Genomic DNA, 19,187 nt, shown 5'->3' with positions numbered 1-19,187 from the left:
GGTGGGCGTTGCCGGCTCCGGACAGAGTGAAGCGGACGACGGCGGGTGGGCGCCCGCCGTCGTCCGCTTCAGGAAGTCTTCCGCCTACAGGCGAAGTTCCATGAACACGCTGTTGGGATCCAGGACGTAGTCGGCAAACGGCGGGCACTCAGTGAAGCCGTTCCGGGCGTACAGGCGCCGCGCGGGAGCAAAGTAGTCCTCGGTGCCGGTCTCAAGATAGACGCGTTCGAAGTTTCGGATCTTAGCGTCGTCGAGGATATGCCTGAGCATGCGGGTGGCCACGCCACGTCCCCTTGCCGTGGCATTGGTGCGCATGGCCTTTATCTCGCCGTGCATGGCTGAGCCGGGCGGGGATTCCAGGAGCTTCAGTGCGCCGCAGCCCAGCAGGCGGCCGTCGTCGCGGGCGGTCCAAAACGTGATGGACGGCGCGGACAGCGCGGAGTGGTCCAGGGCATGGACGCTTTCGGCCGGCGAGGTGGCAAACATGTCTGCCAGGTGCTCACTCAGGAGCTGGTGAACATCGCCCCGTGCGGGATCGTCCCGGTCAATGGAAATCATTGCCATAATTTACCCGCTTGGCGGGACAGGCCACAGCCGGAAGCGTTCGACGGCGGAAGGTTCGGCCGTCGCGCAGGTTCCCACGCTCACAGGGCACCGCGGGCAGCGTCTAGGTGCTGAGTCGCCAGTGGACCTGAATTGCCTCTGCAATGGGGCCAGTGGCGACGTCAACCTGGAAAGCGACGGGCGCGGTTCCTGTTTCTTCAATGACGGTGTCGCGGTACACCCGGCCGCATTTGGGGCACAGGGTGTAGAGATCCTCATCCGCGGGCCAGGCCGCAAGCCCTGCGGGGACTGGGGTGTCTCCTCCCGAGTGAACGGGTACGCCCTGGAAGTTGGCCTGGATCAGTCCGTCCTGGCTGACGGTGTTGCCGCACACGCAGACGATGGTGGTGACATCATGACCGGTCACATCGGCGGTTTCAGTGTCCATGATGACTTCCCGGGTGCTGGAAGGACGTGCTGGTAACAGCTTAAGCCCGCCCGAGTTCCGCAGCATCCATTGCTTGCTTCCACTGCGGGGTTCACCATTAAGGCTGTCGGGAAGGCTGGGGCCTGCTGAAAGCACTCACCGCCCAAGGATCAAGGATTCGAAATGAATAATGGTTCCGTTACGCCGAACCGACGTACGGTGCTCAAAGCGGCCGGGATTGGTGCGGCCGGAGTCGCCTCCATGCCCCTGCTGTCCGCTTGCACCGTCGAATCTGCCCAGCAAGCGTCAGCGACATCGGCACCACTTCTCCCTGCCCCGCCGGGACAGGTTGAACCATTGCTGGACCGGCCGAAGGTCGATAATGCCTTGGGCCGGCTCGACGGACAGATCCAGGGTGCCATGGAGCACACCGGGCTGCCCGGCATGGCTGTCGCCGTGGTGTACCGGGACGAGGTGCTGTACTCCAAAGGCTTTGGGGTGCGGGAGGTCGGGAAGTCCGAGAAGGTCGGTGCTGACACGGTGTTCCAGTTGGCTTCTGTGTCCAAGCCCCTGGCATCCACAGTGGTGGCGGCGTTGGTGGGCCGGGAAGTCTTCAAATGGACCGACGCCGTCGTTGGATATAACAAGAACTTCGCACTCAAGGATGACTACGTCACGCGGAACGCGACCTTTGCGGATCTGCTGGCGCACCGCAGCGGGCTGGAAACGGGTTCGGGTGACCTGCTTGAGGACCTCGGATTCGATCGTGGGTACATCCTCGGCCATCTCAACCAGGAGCCCCTTGATACGTTCCGGTCCAGTTACAACTACAGCAATTTCGGCTTCACGGAGGCCGGCCAGGCAGCAGCCGACGCGATGAAAATGACCTGGGAGGACCTGGCCGACGAGGTCTTGTTCCGGAAACTGGGAATGTCCGCCAGCAGCTACCGCTACTCGGACTACGCTAAAGCCGCAAACAAGGCCATCATCCATGTGCCGCTCGGGAACAAACAGTGGGCGGCGAAATACCAGCGTAACGCCGATGCCGAGGCTCCGGCCGGGGGCGCGAGTTCGTCCGTGCGGGACCTGGCCCAATGGCTCCGGCTGCAGCTCGCCAACGGCAGTTACGAGGGTCAGCCCCTTATTGATGCGGCGGCCCTTCAAACCACCCGCATTCCCCATGCGGTCTCCGGGCCGGCGTCGGCTCCGGCTGCCCGCTCCCGCTTCTATGGGCTCGGCTGGAACGTCTCCTACGACGACCAGGCCCGGGTCCAGCTGGGGCACTCCGGCGCCTTTTATCTTGGCGCCGCCACCGCCGTCTCGATGCTTCCCGGTGAGCAATTGGGCATTGTGGTCCTGACCAACGGACGCCCACAGGGAATTCCTGAAGCAATCGCCGCAGGCTTCCTGGATACAGCCCAGCATGGATCGCCCACGGTTGATTGGCTGGCATTCACCGCCGGCGTATTCAAACAAATAGATGAGTCCGAGAAGCCCAAGGTGGACTACACCAAGATTCCACCCAACCCGGCTCCCGCCAAAGCGATCAGTACTTACACCGGCATTTATGACAACTCCTACTATGGTCCGCTGGTGGTCCTGGAGGAAGGCGGGAAACTGACCATGAGATTGGGACCCACCGGCAGCCCCACCACGTTCCAGCTCACGCACTTTGACGGCGACACGTTCAGTTTCGAATCCATCGGCGAGAACGCCAATGGCCTGGCCGGTGCGCTGTTTGCCGGAGTAAGCGGCGGATCCACGCCAAGCGTCACCCTGGACTTCTACGACAGGACCGGGCTGGGAACTTTCACGCGGGCCTCGTAAGGGTGGGATTCGGACGACGGCGGGACGGCCCGCCGTCGGCCGTTCAAATCATCATTGTGGTGGCTGGCGAACTGCGCCACCATGATGCTATGGATGCTGAAACGCCTCAAACGGTGGAGCTGAACCTTCCCCAGGCCTTCCTGCTTTTGGCCACAAACGACACAAGCGGCAAACCTGAAGTGCCGCTGTTCGCGCTTCGAACCACGGTGGCAGGGGCAATTCTGGCCGAGCTGGACCTGCTCGGTGCTGTGGAGCTGCAGGGGAAGCGCGTCAAAGCAACCGGTGCCACCCCGGCCACTGAGTTCGAGCACGAACTGGAACTCATCCGTGCGAAGTCCCGGCCTCACACTCCCAAGTGGTGGGTGGGCGTGCTGGAGAGCCGCGCCGAAGTGCTGCGTGTCTACGACGGGCTGGTGTCACTGGGCATCGTGGAACACGTGGGTGAAAAGCACCTGGGCCGGTTCCGTGCCGTGCGGTTCCCGGAGAAGGACCATGCTCCTGAGGCGGCGCTGCTGAAAAGGATCGAGGCCGCGCTCAGCGGTCCTGCATCCAACCTCGAGGCGCCGGATACCAGTGAAACTGCTGACGGGACGGGCGTTGTCGGTGGGGCGTCCGGGACGGCCGGGTCCGCGACGCCCGACGCCAAGACGCCTGCTGCCAAGCCCCTAACCAAGGCGCCTGACCCTCGGACCATAGTGCTGATTGCCCTGCTGCAGGCCGCCGGGCTACTCGGCAAGCTTTTCCCCGATGCAGACAGGATCCGGGCCAGCGAGCTGTCGAAGGACTATTGGCCGTCCCGCGCGGTGGAGGACGAGCTTCGCCTGATCAGGCTGGCGGAGGAAGAAACCGCAAACCTGTAACGCTGCCCGAGTCGGATCACCGTCGAGCTCTACGAGCAGGCCAGCATCACGCCGATCAAACTGCCGAAGTAACAGCCGGTCCGTCTCCAGAAATACGAGCATGCCGACATTCCTTGCACCAGGGCGAAGTGACCGGCCGCAACTGCTCCATGAAAACCCGGAAGCCCACCCTGCCCCATGCCAATACTGGCCGGGGTCTTGACCAAACCGACCTGCTGCTGGGATAGTTTGGCACCCGGTGATCAGCACTACACCGGACCGTATCTGCGCAGTATTGGGGGATGACTATGAGCGACCAGATCATCACTGCTGTCACACCTGGTGAGCGGCCAGGCCTGTTCCTTCTGGAGCAAGGCACAACAGCAACGGCTATGCCTGAGTGTGAAGCGGAGCGCCGGAACCGACAGGCGTTACACGCCCTGGAAGTGGATTGGGGCAGAGGTGTGTTCGACTACGGGAAGATTCGGGCGATACTTGCCGGCCCCAGCAGCGAAGAGTGCCACCCTGACCATGCCGTTTGGAGCGCTTGAGGACCTGGCGGATGGTTAGGCCCGAAAACCATGGGGCTGGTACACCAAGTCTCGCGAGTACTGCGTTCGGGTGCTTAGCGGACTGAACGGCCTGGTGCTGGTTTGAAATAGTCAATGAGGAATCCTGCGAGGACGCCTGCCAGGATGACGATGGCTGCCGGCATAAGCGTGACGGGCCCTACGAAGTCGCGGATGTCGATTTTAAAGACAAGCATCAAGAGGGCGACAAGAAGAATGTAAGCAAGCGCCAACGCAGCTCCAAGGGACGTGACATCGCGTCCCAGGGTCTGCCGCTTCTTCTTGGGGAACTGCTTCGCGTACTCCTCAGCTGGGCCGAATTCTGTTGCCGCTGAGGTTCCTGCTGATGCCTGGTGAGCCCGTACCTCGTCGAGAACTTCCGAGATTTCGGGCTCCGACAAGCCGCGGATCCTGAGGTTGAAGGTTAGGTTTCGCTCGTAGGTCATGACTGTTCCTGTCCTGTGAAGCGGGCGCAAGCAGTGCTGGCATCTCCCGGTAAGGAAGCCGCAGCCCCGATTCGGGCAATTTCAGTTTTTGTGCAGCTGCTGACGGAAAATAGAAAAAGCGGGTTTTCGGTCATTATCCAAAAAGCTGCTTGACTGTATCGGTCATTCTTCGGAGCCCTGAACAGTCCGCGCAGTCTCCGGCGGAAGCGGGTTTATCAGGAACTGGATAAATAAATAAAAGTAGGTATGGTATGGGGTAACGCAAAGCATGGAAAGGCGTGATTCCGATGTCAGGAAAATCTCCGAAAAGCAGCGCCGCTAAAAAGGCCGGCAAGTCAATCCTTGAAAAAAGAGCCGACAAAAGAGCAAAAGCCGAAAACAGCGAAATTGCTTTTGTGAAGCCGCGCAAGAACCAGCGCTAAACAAACCAGCGGGCAGCCAAATTTGGGACTCCTAGCCCGGTCGGCTGCCCGCGCCATTCCAACAGAATCCGAAGGCCGCTGCCCCCGCCGCCGGGCCAGGCCGCTTGCTCAGTTACAAGGACCACCGCCATGAACACTTCCTTCAATGCCTTGATTGTCCCTGCCCGCCTCGTCCATCCGGTTCACATCGGACTGGTCCAGTTGGACTTGCCAGCACTGCAACGGCTGGCCGCTGGGGAAGTTGGAGTTGTGGCCGGCGGGGACTGGCACGTGTATCTGGACAGCGGGGGAATCAGATACACGGAGAACCTCCGGGCGGAGGTCCTCATGCGCGAAGCGGGGGTCGAACTGGAAGAAGCCATCCACGGGACGGCCATGTTCCTGGGCCGCGGCGGCCCGGGCGAAGAGGCCGACGCTCCCCGCCACCTCGTCAGGCTGGCCGAGCAGCTGTTCGATCTACCGCTGGCCGCCTGACCGAAGCGCTGCACAGGGCGCGATGGAGGGCCCTGTGCAGGCAGCAGACGGCGGTGGGAAATCCCGCCGTCGGCCGCTGCTGTCCCAGGTACGCAGCGTTACCGCGGGCTCTTGTCAATGACGCAGAAGCGGTTTCCGTCAGGATCGGCCAGGACCGCGAAGTCAAGGTCCTCCGGTAAGGCGTATCCGGGATTTGTTGTCGGGGCTAGGCTGGGGCCATCAAACGTCGGGGGGACGATATGAAACGCCGGATTACCGTAGGTTTTGTCGCTGCCGCCGCCTTCATGCTCGTGTCTTGTGCCGCGCCGCCTCTGCACAGCGCGCCTGGCGCGACGGAGCCCGCAACAGCCGAGTCGCCGCTGGGGCAGGCTACTGAGGATGACATGCCGATGGCCGTCATCACGAGCGCCGCCGGCAAGAAGGCTGTGGTCCACACGGGGGAATCGACCGCGCCCAGGGAACCGGGCCAGCGCCATGGCGTCCTGGAAACCGACGGAGCCGGGTGCATGGTTCTCCGCGACCAGAGTGGCTACGACTACACCCTGATTTTTCCGGCCGGGACCCGCTTCGACGGCAAGGCGGTCGCCCTGCCCGGGGGCACAAACTTTTCGGAGGGGCTCCGGGTGGCAGTAGGCGGGGCACTTGTCCCTGCCAATGTAGGCGTCAGCATGTGTGAGAACTACATGCGGCTCTTCTCTGTAGACACCGCGATACCGACCCCCATGGGTACGGGCGGTGCAACGCCTGTCCCGCGAACCCAACGGCTTTTTCGCCACTGAGGGCGGCCTGGAGTACCCCGCGGTGCTGGGCCTGGCCGCAGCAGCGTTCACCATCGGGGGTTCCGGGCCCTACTCACTGGATGCGCTCACCGGCCATGTCCTGGACCGGCCCTGGATGCGGGTTACCGCGTTGGCTGTGATCCCCGCAGCCATCGGCGCCCAGATCTATCGCCGGCGGAAACCGCTGGCCAGCGACGCTCCTGCACCGGCTCCGGTCGCTGCGACGGAACAAGGCTGAACGCCTGCCGTCCCCGGCGGCGCCTGTGACGCCTTGGTGAGATCACGACGGCGGGACGTCCCGCCGTCGTTCGCCGCCCGGGAACGATGCGTCCGGGTGCGGGGCAGATTTCCGACCCATCGGACGGTAATTTTGCCACTCGGCCCGGAACACGGTAAGGTGTGAGTCGTGTCACCCACCAGTGGCACGTGCTAATGATCTGCGGCGGGAGAGTCCTGCCGGTACGTTCTGCAGGCGCCGTAGGAGCAAATCCTCCCCAGGAATCTCTCAGGCCCACGTACCGCCGCGGCAAGGCAACTCTGGAAAGCAGTCCGGGCAACCGGACTCACCGACGGTGCAAGTGGCGCCCTGCTCAAGAGCAGTGCAACGCAAAACTCTCAGGTCCAATACAGAGCGGGGAGGAACCCGAATCAACGTGGTGCTTAGGCGCCACCTGAATTATGGAGTTCCCCTCATGACGGTTCAATCGTCCCCCACCACCTTCGCAGACCGCCATATCGGCGCACGCCGCCAGTCCGACATCGACACCATGCTCAAGGCCGTTGGCTACGACAGCGTCGATGGCCTGGTAGACAGCGCGGTCCCGGATTCCATCCGCCAGGACAAGCCGCTCAGCCTCGAGAGCGCCCTCAGTGAAGTCCAGGTCCTCGCCGAACTCCGCAAGCTCGCCGGCAAAAACAAGATGGCCGTGCAGATGATCGGCCAGGGCTACTACGACACCGTGACCCCGCCGGTGATCCGCCGAAACATCCTCGAAGCGCCTGCCTGGTACACCGCCTACACCCCGTACCAGCCCGAAATTTCCCAGGGCCGGCTTGAGGCGCTGCTGAACTTCCAGACCATGGTCCAGGACCTCACCGCACTTCCGGTTGCCAACGCCTCCCTGCTCGACGAAGCCACCGCCGTCGCCGAAGCCGTGCTCCTGATGCGCCGCGCCAACAAGGACAAGGCCGCGAAGGACGGCAAGACCGTCCTCGACGCCGACCTCCTCCCGCAGACCATCGCCATCGTCCTCGGCCGCGCCGAAGCCCTCGGCTTCGAGGTGGAGGTCGCGGACCTCACCGACGGACTGCCCGACGGCAGCATCAACGGCGTGGTCCTGCAGCAGCCCGGCGTCTCCGGCCGCGTCTGGGACCAGACCGCCGTCATCGCCGCGGCCAAGGACCGCGGCGCGCTGGTCACCGTCGCCGCCGACCTCCTGGCCCTCACCCTCATCACCCCGCCGGGCGAGCAGGGCGCGGACATCGCCGTAGGCTCCACCCAGCGCCTGGGCGTCCCGCTGTTCTTCGGTGGCCCGCACGCCGCCTACATGGCGGTCCGCCAGGGCATGGAGCGCACCCTCCCCGGCCGCATCGTGGGCGTTTCCAAGGACGACGCCGGCGTCCCCGCCTACCGCCTGGCCCTCCAGACCCGCGAGCAGCACATCCGCCGCGAGAAGGCCACCTCCAACATCTGCACCGCGCAGGCCCTGCTGGCCATCGTCTCCTCCTTCTACGCCGTCTACCACGGCCCCGACGGCCTGAAGGCGATCGCAGAAACGGTCCACAACAACGCCCGCGCCCTGGCCACCACGCTGAAGACCGCCGGCCGCGAACTGGTGTCCGACACCTTCTTCGACACCCTCACCGTCCGTGTGCCCGGCAAGGCCGCCAAGGTGATCACCGCCGCCGAAGCCCGCGGCATCAACCTGCGCCTCATCGATGCGGACACAGTTGGCGTGTCAGTCGATGAAACCACGACGCCGGAGGTCCTGTCCGCGGTTGTTGTCGCCTTTGGCGCCGGCCCCGTTGCGGCGGCTTCCGGGTTCGAGCTGCCTGAGTCCGTGCTGCGCACCTCCACCTACCTGCAGCACCCGGTCTTCAACACGCACCGCTCCGAAACCCAGCTGCTGCGCTACATCCGCCGCCTCTCGGACCGGGACCTGGCGCTGGACCGCACCATGATCCCGTTGGGCTCCTGCACCATGAAGCTGAACGCCACCGCCGAGATGGAAGCCATCTCCTGGCCTGAGTTCGCCTCCATCCACCCGTTTGCCCCGGATTCTCAGACTGCCGGCTGGCGGGAGCTGATTTCCGGGCTCGAAGCCGACCTGGCCGAGATCACCGGGTACGACCAGGTGTCCATCCAGCCCAACGCCGGTTCCCAGGGTGAACTGGCCGGCCTGCTGGCGATCCGCGGTTACCACCACTCCCGAGGCGAGGCTCAGCGCAACGTCTGCCTGATCCCGGCTTCGGCCCACGGCACCAACGCAGCCTCCGCCGTCCTCGCCGGCATGAAGGTGGTGGTGGTGGCTACTGCCGCCGACGGCACCATCGACCACACCGACCTGCACGCCAAGATCGAAGCCAACAAGGACGTCCTCTCGGCGATCATGATCACCTACCCGTCCACCCACGGGGTGTACGACGCCGACGTCCGCGAAGTCTGCGATGCTATCCACGCGGCCGGCGGCCAGGTATACGTCGACGGCGCCAACCTGAACGCACTCGTCGGGCTGGCACAGCCGGGGAAGTTCGGCGGCGACGTGTCCCACCTGAACCTGCACAAGACCTTCTGCATCCCGCACGGTGGCGGCGGACCCGGCGTCGGACCTGTTGCTGCGAAAGCACACCTGGCGCCGTTTATGCCGGGTGATGCCAACAAGGCTGCGCACGAGGCCGGACACGGCGTCGCGATCTCCGCTTCACGCTTCGGCTCCGCCGGCGTGCTGCCCATTTCCTGGGCCTACGTGAAGCTGATGGGCGGACAGGGCCTGACCGAGGCCACCAAGTCCGCGCTGCTCGCTGCGAACTACGTGGCTGCCCGCCTGGACGAGCACTTCCCGGTCCTCTATACCGGGGAGAGCGGCCTCGTGGCACACGAGTGCATCCTGGACCTGCGCGACCTGACCGCCAAGACCGGCGTTACCGCGGAGGACGTGGCCAAGCGCCTCATCGACTTCGGCTTCCACGCACCCACGCTGTCCTTCCCGGTGGCGGGCACACTCATGGTGGAGCCCACCGAGTCCGAGGACCTCGCGGAGATCGACCGCTTCATCGAGGCAATGATCACCATCCGCAAGGAAATCGACCAGGTGGCCGCCGGTGACTACACCGTGGAGAAGTCTCCGCTGCGCAACGCACCCCACACGGCAGCCGCCGTCGTCTCTTCCGACTGGAACCGGACGTATCCGCGTGAGCAGGCCGCTTTCCCGGTGGCCTCGCTCCGGCAGGATAAGTACTTCCCGCCGGTCGGGCGCATCGACGGCGCAGCAGGGGACCGCAACCTGGTCTGCTCCTGCCCGCCCCTCGAAGCGTTCGAGGACAACACTGCATTTGAGAACTAAGGAATTCCGATGACTGAGAACTACACCGCGCTCTACGAGCAGCACAAGATCGCCGGGGCCTCCTTCACCGACTTCGGCGGCTGGCAGATGCCCCTGAAGTACAGCTCCGAACTGGCCGAACACCACGCCGTCCGCAACGCCGCCGGCCTGTTCGACCTCTCCCACATGGGCGAAGTCTGGGTCACCGGCCCCGACGCCGGAGCTTTCCTCGACTACGCCCTGGCCGGCAAGCTGTCCGCCGTGGCTGTGGGCAAGGCCAAGTACTCGCTGATCTGCCAGGAAGACGGCGGCATCATTGATGACCTCATCTCCTACCGCCGCCCGTCTCCTGAAGAAGGAGTGGACAAGTACCTGGTAGTCCCGAACGCGGGCAACGCTGCGGTTGTGGCCGCGGCATTGGCCGAGCGGGCAGCCGGCTTCGATGTCTCCGTGGAAGACGTCTCCGCCGAGACCTCGCTGATTGCCGTGCAGGGCCCGAACGCAGAGGCCATCCTGCTGCAGTTGGTCCCCGCCGGGCAGCACTCGCTGGTGAACGAACTGAAGTACTACGCAGCGGTCGAGGTGGAAATCTCCGGCCAGGAGCTGCTGCTGGCCCGCACCGGGTACACCGGCGAAGACGGCTTCGAAATCTACGTTCCCAATGAGGACGCCGCCCGTTTGTGGGACGCGCTGCTGGAGGTGGGCGCGGGCCACGGACTCATCCCCGCCGGCCTGGCTTGCCGCGACTCGCTCCGCCTGGAAGCCGGCATGCCGCTCTACGGCAACGAGCTCTCCCGCGACGGCAACCCCTACGCCGCAGGCCTGGGCCCGGTTGTCTCGCTCAAGAAGGAGTCCGACTTCATCGGCAAGGCCGTTCTGGCGGAACTCAAGGAACTGGGCGCCGGATCCACGTCCGGCCGTAGGCTCGTGGGCCTCAAGGGCCTCGGCCGCCGCGCCGGCCGCAGCCACTACCCGGTCCTCAAGGACGGCACCGTCGTGGGCGACGTGACCTCCGGCCAGCCCAGCCCCACCCTGGGGTACCCGATCGCTCTGGCCTACGTCGACGTCGAACACACAGAACCCGGCACCAAGCTGGACATCGACCTCCGCGGCAAGCCCGAGCCCTTCGAGGTTGTAGCCCTCCCGTTCTACAGGCGCCAGCAGTAGGCGGACGCTGCCGGCCCGTCGGGTCCGACATCCTCCGCGTGCTCGGTCGCGAAGACGCCCGCTGCGCGGACGTGACGCTCCCTTGGACGCACGCTTCCGGAGGCCGGTCCCGAAGGGGCCAAACGCTCGCTCACTTACTGCGGGGTTTGGGCTAACCCTCTCTCACTTTCAAAACACGAACCTAAGGAAACACACATGGCAAAAGTTGTTGCTGAACTGAAGTACTCCGCCGAGCACGAGTGGGTTGCTGTTGACGGATCCGGGCCTACCAACATCGGCATTTCGGCCGTTGCTGCAGAGGCCCTGGGCGACATTGTGTACGTGGACCTGCCCGAGGTTGGCGCAACCGTGACCGCGGGGGAGACCTGCGGCGAGGTGGAATCCACCAAGTCCGTCTCCGACCTCTACGCCCCGGTGACCGGTGAAGTCGTCGAGATCAACGACGAAGTGGTCTCCGACCCCGCGCTGATCAACAACGATCCCTACGGCGCGGGCTGGCTGTTCAAGGTGGCCGTCACAGAAGAAGGCCCCCTGATGTCCGCTGAAGAGTACGCCGCAGCCAACGGCGGCGAGCTGTGAGCGGCGCGGGCATGACCACCACGGCGGCTTTCGAGCAGGTGGTCTCCCCGTCCCTGGACGCGGACCTCTCCGCGCTGGATCCCGAGGTCGCGGCGAAGATCGACGACGAACTCACCCGCCAGCGCGACGGCCTGGAGATGATCGCCTCAGAGAACCACACCGCCGTCGCCGTGATGCAGGCGCAGGGCTCGGTGCTGACCAACAAGTACGCCGAGGGCTACCCGGGCAAGCGTTACTACGGCGGCTGCGAGCACGTGGACGTCATCGAACAGCTCGCCATCGACCGGATCAAGGCTCTCTTCGGCGCCGGTTTCGCGAACGTGCAGCCGCACTCCGGCGCACAGGCCAACGCCTCGGTGATGCATGCGCTGATCAAGCCCGGCGACACCATCATGGGCCTGAACCTGGCCCACGGCGGCCACCTTACGCACGGCATGAAGATCAACTTCTCCGGCAAGCTCTACAACGTGGTGCCGTACGGCGTCCGCGAGGACACCCACACCGTGGACATGGCCGAGGTGGAGCGCCTGGCGCAGGAAACCAAGCCGGCGCTGATCGTAGCCGGCTGGTCCGCCTACGCCCGCCAGCTGGACTTCGCCGAGTTCCGCCGGATCGCCGACTCTGTGGGCGCCTACCTGATGGTGGACATGGCGCACTTTGCCGGGCTCGTCGCCGCGGGACTGCACCCTTCGCCGGTGCCGCACGCGCACGTCACCACGTCCACCACGCACAAGACCCTGGCCGGTCCGCGCGGCGGCATCATCCTGACGAACGACGCCGACATCGCCAAGAAGATCAATTCGGCTGTGTTTCCCGGCCAGCAGGGCGGCCCGCTGGAGCACGTCATTGCCGGCAAGGCCGTGGCGTTCAAGATCGCAGCGTCGGCCGAGTTCAAGGAGCGCCAGGAGCGCGTTTTGGCCGGTGCCCGGATCCTGGCCGAGCGACTGGTCCAGCCGGACGTCACGGCCAAGGGCATCAGCGTGATTTCCGGCGGCACCGACGTGCACCTGGTCCTGGTGGACCTGCGCAACTGCGAGCTCGACGGCCAGCAGGCCGAGGACCGGCTCGCGGAAATCGACATCACCGTCAACCGCAACGCCGTCCCCTTCGACCCGCGCCCACCTATGGTCACCTCCGGCCTGCGAATCGGCACTCCCGCGCTGGCTACCCGCGGCTTCGGTGAGGCAGCCTTCCACGAGGTTGCAGACATCATCGCCGAAGCATTGACGGCCGACGCCGGCACGGACCTTTCGGGGCTGCGTCACCGCGTTGAGGAGTTGGCGAAAGCCCACCCCCTCTACCCGGGCGTCGCGCCTCTGTCCTGACCTCGGTTGCGTCCGCGACGGCGGACCGGACTTTTCACGCGTGCTGGCTCGTTCCTCGCCTCTGACGCACGCTTTCGAAAAGTCCGGCTCCGCCGGCGCTCGCGGTCCTCTCACTTGGGTGCCGCTCCACCCACCCCACTGTTTTAGTTAGGACAAGTAATGGCTGTTGGAGTCTTCGACCTTTTTTCCATTGGGATTGGGCCCTCTAGTTCGCACACTGTGGGGCCGATGCGGGCTGCTGCTGTCTTTGCGGAGGAGCTCAAGGGCTTCGGCAAGCTCGCGGACGTGGCTTCGCTGCGGGTTGATTTGTACGGGTCGCTCGCGGCGACCGGCCACGGGCACGGGACGATGACAGCGATCCTGCTGGGGCTGGAGGGCTTCCATCCGGAGCTGATCCTGCCCGAAGAGGTGGAGGAACGGCTGGCAACCATCGCCGAAACCGGGGTGCTGCAGCTTGCCGGCGCCGTGCCGCTGCCGTACGGGGTGAAGGACATGGTCCTGCGGCCGCTGACCATCCTCCCGCGGCACACCAACGGCATGACCTTCACCGTGTCCGACGCCGGCGGCAACGTCCTGCACACTGCCACGTTCTTCTCGGTAGGCGGTGGCTTCATCGTCCGCGAAGGTGAGGAGGACGCGGCCCAGCAGGAGCTTGAGGAATCCAAAAAGGAACTGCCGCTGCCTTTCCGCACCGCTGCCGAACTGCTGGAACACTGCCGGGAAACCGGGCTCGGCATAAGCGACGTCATGCGGATCAACGAGGAGGACAGCCGCACCCCTGAGGAGATCCGCGCGGGGCTGCTGCACATCTGGTCCGTCATGGAGGATTGCGTGGCCAGCAGCCTGAAGCGCGAAGGCGTGCTGCCCGGGGGACTGAAGGTCCGGCGTCGCGCCCCGGACTGGTACGACCGGCTGAAAAAGGAAAGTTCACGGCCGGACAGCGAAGGCCAGGACCAGGAGTTCCACGACCCGAAGTATTGGCAGGAGTGGGTTAACTTGATCGCCCTCGCGGTCAATGAGGAGAACGCTACTGGCGGCCGGGTGGTTACCGCGCCCACCAACGGTGCGGCGGGGATCATTCCGGCAGTGCTGTATTACGCGCTGCACTTTGCTCCGGGCATGGAGAACGCCACCCAGGAGGACCGCGACGACGTGGTGGTGAGGTTCCTGCTCGCCGCGGGCGCCGTCGGGGTGCTGTACAAGGAGCAGGCCTCCATCTCGGGTGCTGAGGTTGGGTGCCAGGGCGAGGTGGGGTCGGCATCGTCGATGGCCGCCGCCGGACTGGCCGAAGTGATGGGCGGAACCCCGGCGCAGGTGGAAAACGCCGCCGAAATCGCGATGGAACACAACCTGGGCCTGACGTGTGATCCCATCGGCGGGCTGGTGCAGGTGCCCTGCATCGAACGGAACGCGATCGCCGCCGCGAAGGCGATCAACGCCACGAAGATGGCGCTCTGGGGCGACGGTTCCCACCGCGTCTCCCTGGACGAGGTGATTGTGACCATGCGCGAAACCGGCAGGGACATGAGCTCCAAATACAAGGAAACGGCGATGGGCGGCCTCGCCGTCAACGTCGTCGAATGCTGAAGGAAGAAAACTAATGACATTGGCACCTGATGGCCGGAAGCTTTTGCGCGTTGAACAGCGCAACTCTGCTGTCCCGGTGGAGCGCAAGCCGGAGTGGATCAAGGCCAAGGTCCAGATGGGCCCGGAGTTCGTCCAGCTCAAGAACCTGGTGAAAAAGGAAGGCCTGCACACGGTGTGTGAGGAGGCCGGTTGCCCCAACATCTTCGAGTGCTGGGAGGACAAGGAAGCCACGTTCCTGATCGGCGGCTCCGAGTGCACCCGCCGGTGTGATTTCTGCCAGATCGATACCGGCAAACCGTCCCCGGTGGACCGGTTCGAACCCACCAAGGTGGCCCGCTCCGTGCAGTCCATGCAGCTGCGCTATGCCACCGTCACCGGCGTGGCCCGGGATGACCTCGAGGACGAGGGCGTGTGGCTGTACGCCGAGACGGTCCGCAAGATCCACGAACTGAACCCCGGCACCGGCGTGGAGCTGCTGATCCCGGACTTCTCCGGCAAACCCGAACACATCGCCGCGATCTGCGACTCCAAACCCGAGGTGTTCGCGCACAACGTCGAGACCGTGCCCAGGATTTTCAAGCGGATCCGGCCCGCGTTCCGCTACGAACGGTCCCTGGACGTCATCACGCAGGGCCGGAACCTGGGCATGGTCACCAAGTCCAACCTGATCCTGGGCATGGGCGAAACCCGAGAGGAAATCTCCGAAGCCCTCAAGGACCTGCACGAGGCCGGCTGTGACCTGATTACCATCACCCAGTACCTGCGCCCGTCCGAGCGGCACCTGCCGGTAGACCGCTGGGTCAAGCCGCAGGAATTCGTGGACCTCCAGAACGAGGCCACCGAGCTCGGCTTCCTCGGCGTCATGTCCGGTCCGCTGGTCCGCTCCTCCTACCGCGCCGGCCGGCTCTGGGCCACCGCGATGCGGAAGAAGGGCTGGGAAATCCCCGCCGAACTCGCCCACATCGAGTCCTCCGGCACCACCCGCCAGGAAGCCAGCTCCCTGCTCGCGGCCACGGCCTGAGTTTCCGTACCCGGCTTCCCTGTTGCCCAAGAACCTGATGTTGAGAGAGGACCAATGAAGTTCCCCGTCAGAATCGAAATCATCCCCGTCCAGGGCATCGTTGAGCAAGTCCAGGCCCTCGTGCCCGCGACCACCACGCTGAGCGTCACGTGCCTGCCGCACCACGGCATCGAGCGGACCATGCGTACCGCCGTGGAACTGTCCGACGCCGGCTATAAAGTCATCCCGCACCTGGCCGCGCGGAGCATCCGCACCCGCGCAGAGCTGACAGACATCGTCCGCGGCTGCGATGCGGCCGGAATCCGCGAGGTCTTCGTTATTGGGGGAGACCGGAAACAGCCCGCCGGAGTCTATGACTCGGCCCTTCCGGTCCTCGAGGACATCGCGCAGTACAGCAGCGGAATGATGCGCGCAGGCGTCGCCGGCTACCCCGAGGGGCACCCCCTCGTCAGCCTGGTGGACCTGCTGGACGGGCTGCTGGCCAAGCAGCACCTGGCCTCGCACGTGGTCACCCAGATGTGCTTTTCCGCCGGAAAGATCCATGACTTCGCGGCGCTCCTGCGCCGCGAAGGCGTCCACCTGCCCGTCTGGGCGGGCGTGGCGGGGTCCGTCCCGCGGACCAAGCTTGTGGCACTGTCCACGCAGATCGGCGTCGGAAGTTCCCTGAAGTTCCTGAGCCGCAAGGGCCCTCTGGCCCGCAAGCTCCTGAGCGGGGACCGCTACTCGCCGGACAGCCTGATCACCGGGCTGGAAAGCCAGCCGGGCAATCTCGCCGGTATCCATCTTTACAGCTTCAACAGCCTTGAGTCCGTGCCGGCCGGCCCGGACCAGGCTGCATCTTCAGCACTCCAGACAGCATTGATTCGAGGAGCAGCACGTGACAACTAACCCTGCAACGACGCACCAGGAGCCGCATCTTGAGCGGCAGCTCACCAACAGGCACATCCAGCTGATCGCCATTGGCGGCGCCATCGGCACAGGCCTGTTTATGGGCTCGGGAAAAACCATCTCGGCGGCCGGACCGTCCGTCATTTTCGTCTACATGATTATCGGCTTCATGCTGTTTTTCGTTATGCGGGCAATGGGCGAACTGCTGCTGAGCAACCTGAACTACAAATCCTTCAGTGACTTCGCCGCGGACCTCCTGGGCCCCTGGGCGGGCTTCTTCACCGGCTGGACCTACTGGTTCTGCTGGGTCATCACGGGCATCGCGGACGTCATCGCCATCGCCGGTTATTCAAAGGAACTCTGGCCGGGGCTTCCGCTGTGGATCCCGGGCTTGGCCACCGTGGCCATCCTCCTGCTCCTGAACCTGGTGACGGTGAAGGCGTTCGGCGAGACCGAGTTCTGGTTCGCGCTGATCAAGATCATCGCCATCGCGGCGCTGATCATCGTGGGCATGTTCATGATCTTCACGGGCTTCCAGTCCGACGCCGGCCCTGCCACCTTCTCGAACCTGTGGAGCCATGGCGGGATGTTCCCGAACGAGTTCATGGGTTTTGTTGCCGGCTTCCAGATCGCGGTGTTCGCGTTTGTGGGCATTGAACTGGTGGGCACCACGGCTGCTGAGGCGAAGGACCCGGAGAAGAACCTGCCCAAGGCAATCAACTCCATCCCCATCCGCGTGCTGCTTTTCTACGTGGGCGCCCTCATCATCCTGATGGCCGTCACCCCGTGGACCCAGTTCCAGGCCGGCCACAGCCCGTTCATCGCGATGTTCTCCCTGGCAGGCCTCGGTGCCGCGGCCACCGTGGTGAACCTGGTGGTGCTCAGCTCGGCCATGTCCTCGGCCAACTCCGGCATCTACTCCACGTCCCGCATGGTCTACGGGCTGGCGCAGGAGGGGGACGCGCCGTCGGTCTTCCGCAACCTGTCCAACCGCAAGGTGCCGCAGAACGCCCTGTTCCTCTCCTGCGTGCTGCTGCTCTCCGGCGTCATCCTGATGTACGCGGGCCAGGACATCGGCAAGGCCTTCGAAATGGTGACCACCGTGTCCGCCGTCTGCTTCGTGTTCGTCTGGTCCATCATCCTGGCCAGCTACCTGGCATTCCGACGCCGGCGCCCGCACCTGCACGCGGCGTCCAAGTACCGGATGCCCGGCGGGATTCCCATGGTGTGGGCGGTGTTCGCGTTCTTCGCCTTCGTCCTGTGGGCACTGACCACGCAGCCTGACACCCTGATGGCGCTGCTGGTCACCCCGGTGTGGTTCCTGGTGCTCGGCGCCGCCTGGCTCGTGCTGCGCCGCCGTCCTGCCCACGTGGCCCGTTTCGCGCGGTTCCAGTCGGAGCTGGCGCAGGACATGGACACTGAGGCGTCGGCCATCGGGCGTGACTTTGACGGGGCGAAGAAGTGAGCACGGCACTGGATGCGCCTGTAACCGCCCCTGGACGAGGTGCGACGACGGCGGAGCCGGCCGCCGCCGTCGAGCATGTCCTGACTGTTGACTGTGCAGAGTCGCCGGGCATCATCCACGCGGTGTCGGCATTCCTGCTGGAGCACGGCTGCGACATCATCGACATCAAGCAGTACGGCGACAAGGCGCACGGGCATTTCTTTATGCGCGTGCACTTCTCCTCCGGGTCGTCAGTGTCTCCCACCGGGCAGGAGCCACTCAGCACCGAGGACCTGCGCCGGGACTTCACGCCACTGGCAGAGCAGTGGCAGATGAACTGGCAGCTGGAGCCGCAGGGCCGGAAACGCCGGGTGCTGGTGATGGTGTCCAAGATGGGCCACTGCCTGAACGACCTGCTGTTCCAGGCACGGACGGGCGATATCCCGGTGGAGATCGTCGCCGTCGTCTCCAACCACCGCGACCAGGCGAGCCTGGTGGAGTGGGACGGCATCCCGTTCTTCCACGTGCCGGTCACCAAGGACACCAAGGCCGACGCTGAAGCCCGGCTTCTGGAGCTCGTGGACGAACTCGACGTGGAACTCGTGGTCCTGGCCCGCTACATGCAGGTGCTCAGCGACGAGCTCTCGGCCAAGCTCGCGGGCCGGACCATTAACATCCACCACTCATTCCTGCCCAGCTTCAAGGGTGCCAAGCCGTACCACCAGGCCTACGAGCGGGGAGTGAAAACCGTCGGTGCCACCGCGCACTACGTGAACGCCGAACTGGACGAGGGCCCGATCATCTCGCAGCAGGTTATCGAGGTGGACCACACGTACACCGCCGATGACCTGGTGGCGGCGGGCCGGGATGCCGAGTGCGTCGCGCTGCGCAACGCTGTCCGCTGGCACTGCGAGGGGCGGATCCTGCTGCTGGGCAACCGCACGGTCATCCTGCGGTAAAGCCATGAAGGCAAAGGGCCAGCAGTGGCGCCGGGTGTCGTGGAACGCCCTGTTGATGGGGCAGCCGGTGCGGCTTTCGCAGCACGGGCTGCACATCGGCACGGGTTTTGTTGATGACTCGACGCCTGACGGCTCCATCATCTGGGTTGTACTCGACGGCTGGCAGGAACGGCGGATGTTCCTCAAGGAGGACTATGTACAAGTGGAAATTGCGGCGTAACGGGCCTCAACCTCGAACCAGGCTGCGGCTGGAAGCGTGGGCGGTTGGGGTCACTTTCCTTGTCCTGATCACGGTCACCGTTGCGCAGTCGCTCGCCTTCGGGCGCTGATGGTCCGTGGTTGACCGCAC

The 19,187-nt window shown here is 64.7% G+C and carries 19 protein-coding genes and 2 riboswitches; of the genes, 16 read left to right on the top strand and 3 right to left on the bottom strand.

Annotation, left to right across the window (positions count from 1 at the left end; translation table 11 throughout):
* Window positions 1-84 precede the first annotated feature (84 nt).
* Together AC50X7_RS07115 and AC50X7_RS07110 are read right to left on the bottom strand one after the other, a co-directional pair.
* Entirely contained in the window at window positions 85-558 is a 474-nt protein-coding gene (locus AC50X7_RS07115; RefSeq protein WP_494978352.1) for a GNAT family N-acetyltransferase, read from the bottom strand.
* Window positions 559-667: 109 nt separating this feature from the next.
* Window positions 668-991 carry a hypothetical protein gene (locus AC50X7_RS07110; RefSeq protein ID WP_494978351.1) on the bottom strand — a complete coding sequence of 108 codons (324 nt, stop codon included), beginning with the start codon at window positions 989-991 and terminating at the stop codon, window positions 668-670.
* Between the two features lie 162 nt (window positions 992-1,153).
* On the opposite strand from AC50X7_RS07110, the gene AC50X7_RS07105 reads away from it, so the two are divergent.
* Window positions 1,154-2,797, top strand: coding sequence for a serine hydrolase (locus tag AC50X7_RS07105; protein ID WP_494978350.1), 1,644 nt, complete (start codon window positions 1,154-1,156; stop codon window positions 2,795-2,797).
* 89 nt (window positions 2,798-2,886) lie between these two features.
* Window positions 2,887-3,657 (top strand): GOLPH3/VPS74 family protein, encoded by a 771-nt coding sequence (locus tag AC50X7_RS07100; RefSeq protein ID WP_494978349.1) that lies wholly within the window; start codon window positions 2,887-2,889, stop codon window positions 3,655-3,657.
* A 604-nt stretch (window positions 3,658-4,261) separates the two neighbouring features.
* Here AC50X7_RS07100 and AC50X7_RS07095 read toward each other — a convergent pair.
* Window positions 4,262-4,651, bottom strand: coding sequence for a hypothetical protein (locus AC50X7_RS07095; protein ID WP_494978348.1), 390 nt, complete (start codon window positions 4,649-4,651; stop codon window positions 4,262-4,264).
* Between the two features lie 287 nt (window positions 4,652-4,938).
* On the opposite strand from AC50X7_RS07095, the gene AC50X7_RS07090 reads away from it, so the two are divergent.
* The 14 genes from AC50X7_RS07090 to AC50X7_RS07025 all read left to right on the top strand — a co-directional run bounded on the left by AC50X7_RS07090 (window position 4,939) and on the right by AC50X7_RS07025 (window position 19,058).
* Window positions 4,939-5,073, top strand: a complete 135-nt coding sequence (locus tag AC50X7_RS07090; RefSeq protein WP_494978347.1) for a hypothetical protein — start codon at window positions 4,939-4,941, stop codon at window positions 5,071-5,073.
* A 129-nt stretch (window positions 5,074-5,202) separates the two neighbouring features.
* Window positions 5,203-5,547 carry a hypothetical protein gene (locus AC50X7_RS07085; protein WP_494978346.1) on the top strand — a complete coding sequence of 115 codons (345 nt, stop codon included), beginning with the start codon at window positions 5,203-5,205 and terminating at the stop codon, window positions 5,545-5,547.
* A 239-nt stretch (window positions 5,548-5,786) separates the two neighbouring features.
* Window positions 5,787-6,326: a hypothetical protein gene (locus tag AC50X7_RS07080; protein WP_494978345.1), complete on the top strand. Its 540-nt coding sequence runs from the start codon at window positions 5,787-5,789 to the stop codon at window positions 6,324-6,326.
* A complete protein-coding gene (locus AC50X7_RS07075) occupies window positions 6,283-6,564 on the top strand; it encodes a hypothetical protein (RefSeq protein WP_494978344.1) in 282 nt (93 codons plus the stop codon). Before AC50X7_RS07080 ends, AC50X7_RS07075 begins: the two co-directional genes overlap by 44 nt.
* A 195-nt stretch (window positions 6,565-6,759) precedes the next feature.
* Window positions 6,760-6,857: riboswitch (glycine riboswitch) on the top strand.
* Between the two features lies 1 nt (window position 6,858).
* Window positions 6,859-6,966: riboswitch (glycine riboswitch) on the top strand.
* A 52-nt stretch (window positions 6,967-7,018) separates the two neighbouring features.
* Window positions 7,019-9,889: an aminomethyl-transferring glycine dehydrogenase gene (gene gcvP, locus AC50X7_RS07070; protein WP_494978343.1), complete on the top strand. Its 2,871-nt coding sequence runs from the start codon at window positions 7,019-7,021 to the stop codon at window positions 9,887-9,889.
* 9 nt (window positions 9,890-9,898) lie between these two features.
* Entirely contained in the window at window positions 9,899-11,035 is a 1,137-nt protein-coding gene (gcvT, locus tag AC50X7_RS07065; RefSeq protein ID WP_494978342.1) for a glycine cleavage system aminomethyltransferase GcvT, read from the top strand.
* Window positions 11,036-11,230: 195 nt separating this feature from the next.
* The gene (gcvH, locus tag AC50X7_RS07060; RefSeq protein ID WP_494978341.1) at window positions 11,231-11,614 is read left to right on the top strand and encodes a glycine cleavage system protein GcvH; all 384 of its coding nucleotides are present in this window, start codon (window positions 11,231-11,233) and stop codon (window positions 11,612-11,614) included.
* Between the two features lie 11 nt (window positions 11,615-11,625).
* On the top strand, window positions 11,626-12,939 hold the full coding sequence (glyA, locus tag AC50X7_RS07055; protein WP_494978340.1) for a serine hydroxymethyltransferase: 1,314 nt from the start codon (window positions 11,626-11,628) through the stop codon (window positions 12,937-12,939).
* 159 nt (window positions 12,940-13,098) lie between these two features.
* Complete coding sequence (locus AC50X7_RS07050; RefSeq protein ID WP_494978339.1) at window positions 13,099-14,526, top strand: L-serine ammonia-lyase; 1,428 nt, start codon at window positions 13,099-13,101, stop codon at window positions 14,524-14,526.
* Window positions 14,527-14,539: 13 nt separating this feature from the next.
* A complete protein-coding gene (gene lipA / locus AC50X7_RS07045) occupies window positions 14,540-15,547 on the top strand; it encodes a lipoyl synthase (protein ID WP_494978338.1) in 1,008 nt (335 codons plus the stop codon).
* A 54-nt stretch (window positions 15,548-15,601) separates the two neighbouring features.
* A complete protein-coding gene (locus AC50X7_RS07040) occupies window positions 15,602-16,435 on the top strand; it encodes a methylenetetrahydrofolate reductase (RefSeq protein WP_494978337.1) in 834 nt (277 codons plus the stop codon).
* Window positions 16,425-17,900 carry a D-serine/D-alanine/glycine transporter gene (gene cycA / locus AC50X7_RS07035; protein WP_494978336.1) on the top strand — a complete coding sequence of 492 codons (1,476 nt, stop codon included), beginning with the start codon at window positions 16,425-16,427 and terminating at the stop codon, window positions 17,898-17,900. Before AC50X7_RS07040 ends, cycA begins: the two co-directional genes overlap by 11 nt.
* A gap of 8 nt (window positions 17,901-17,908) precedes the next feature.
* Entirely contained in the window at window positions 17,909-18,838 is a 930-nt protein-coding gene (purU, locus tag AC50X7_RS07030) for a formyltetrahydrofolate deformylase (protein ID WP_494978597.1), read from the top strand.
* Between the two features lie 4 nt (window positions 18,839-18,842).
* A complete protein-coding gene (locus AC50X7_RS07025; protein ID WP_494978335.1) occupies window positions 18,843-19,058 on the top strand; it encodes a hypothetical protein in 216 nt (71 codons plus the stop codon).
* Window positions 19,059-19,187 lie beyond the last annotated feature (129 nt).

The organism is Pseudarthrobacter sp. Hb11, from assembly GCF_059383655.1.
Note: the sequence above shows the minus strand (reverse complement) of the source record. Positions and strands in the feature narration are given on the sequence as shown.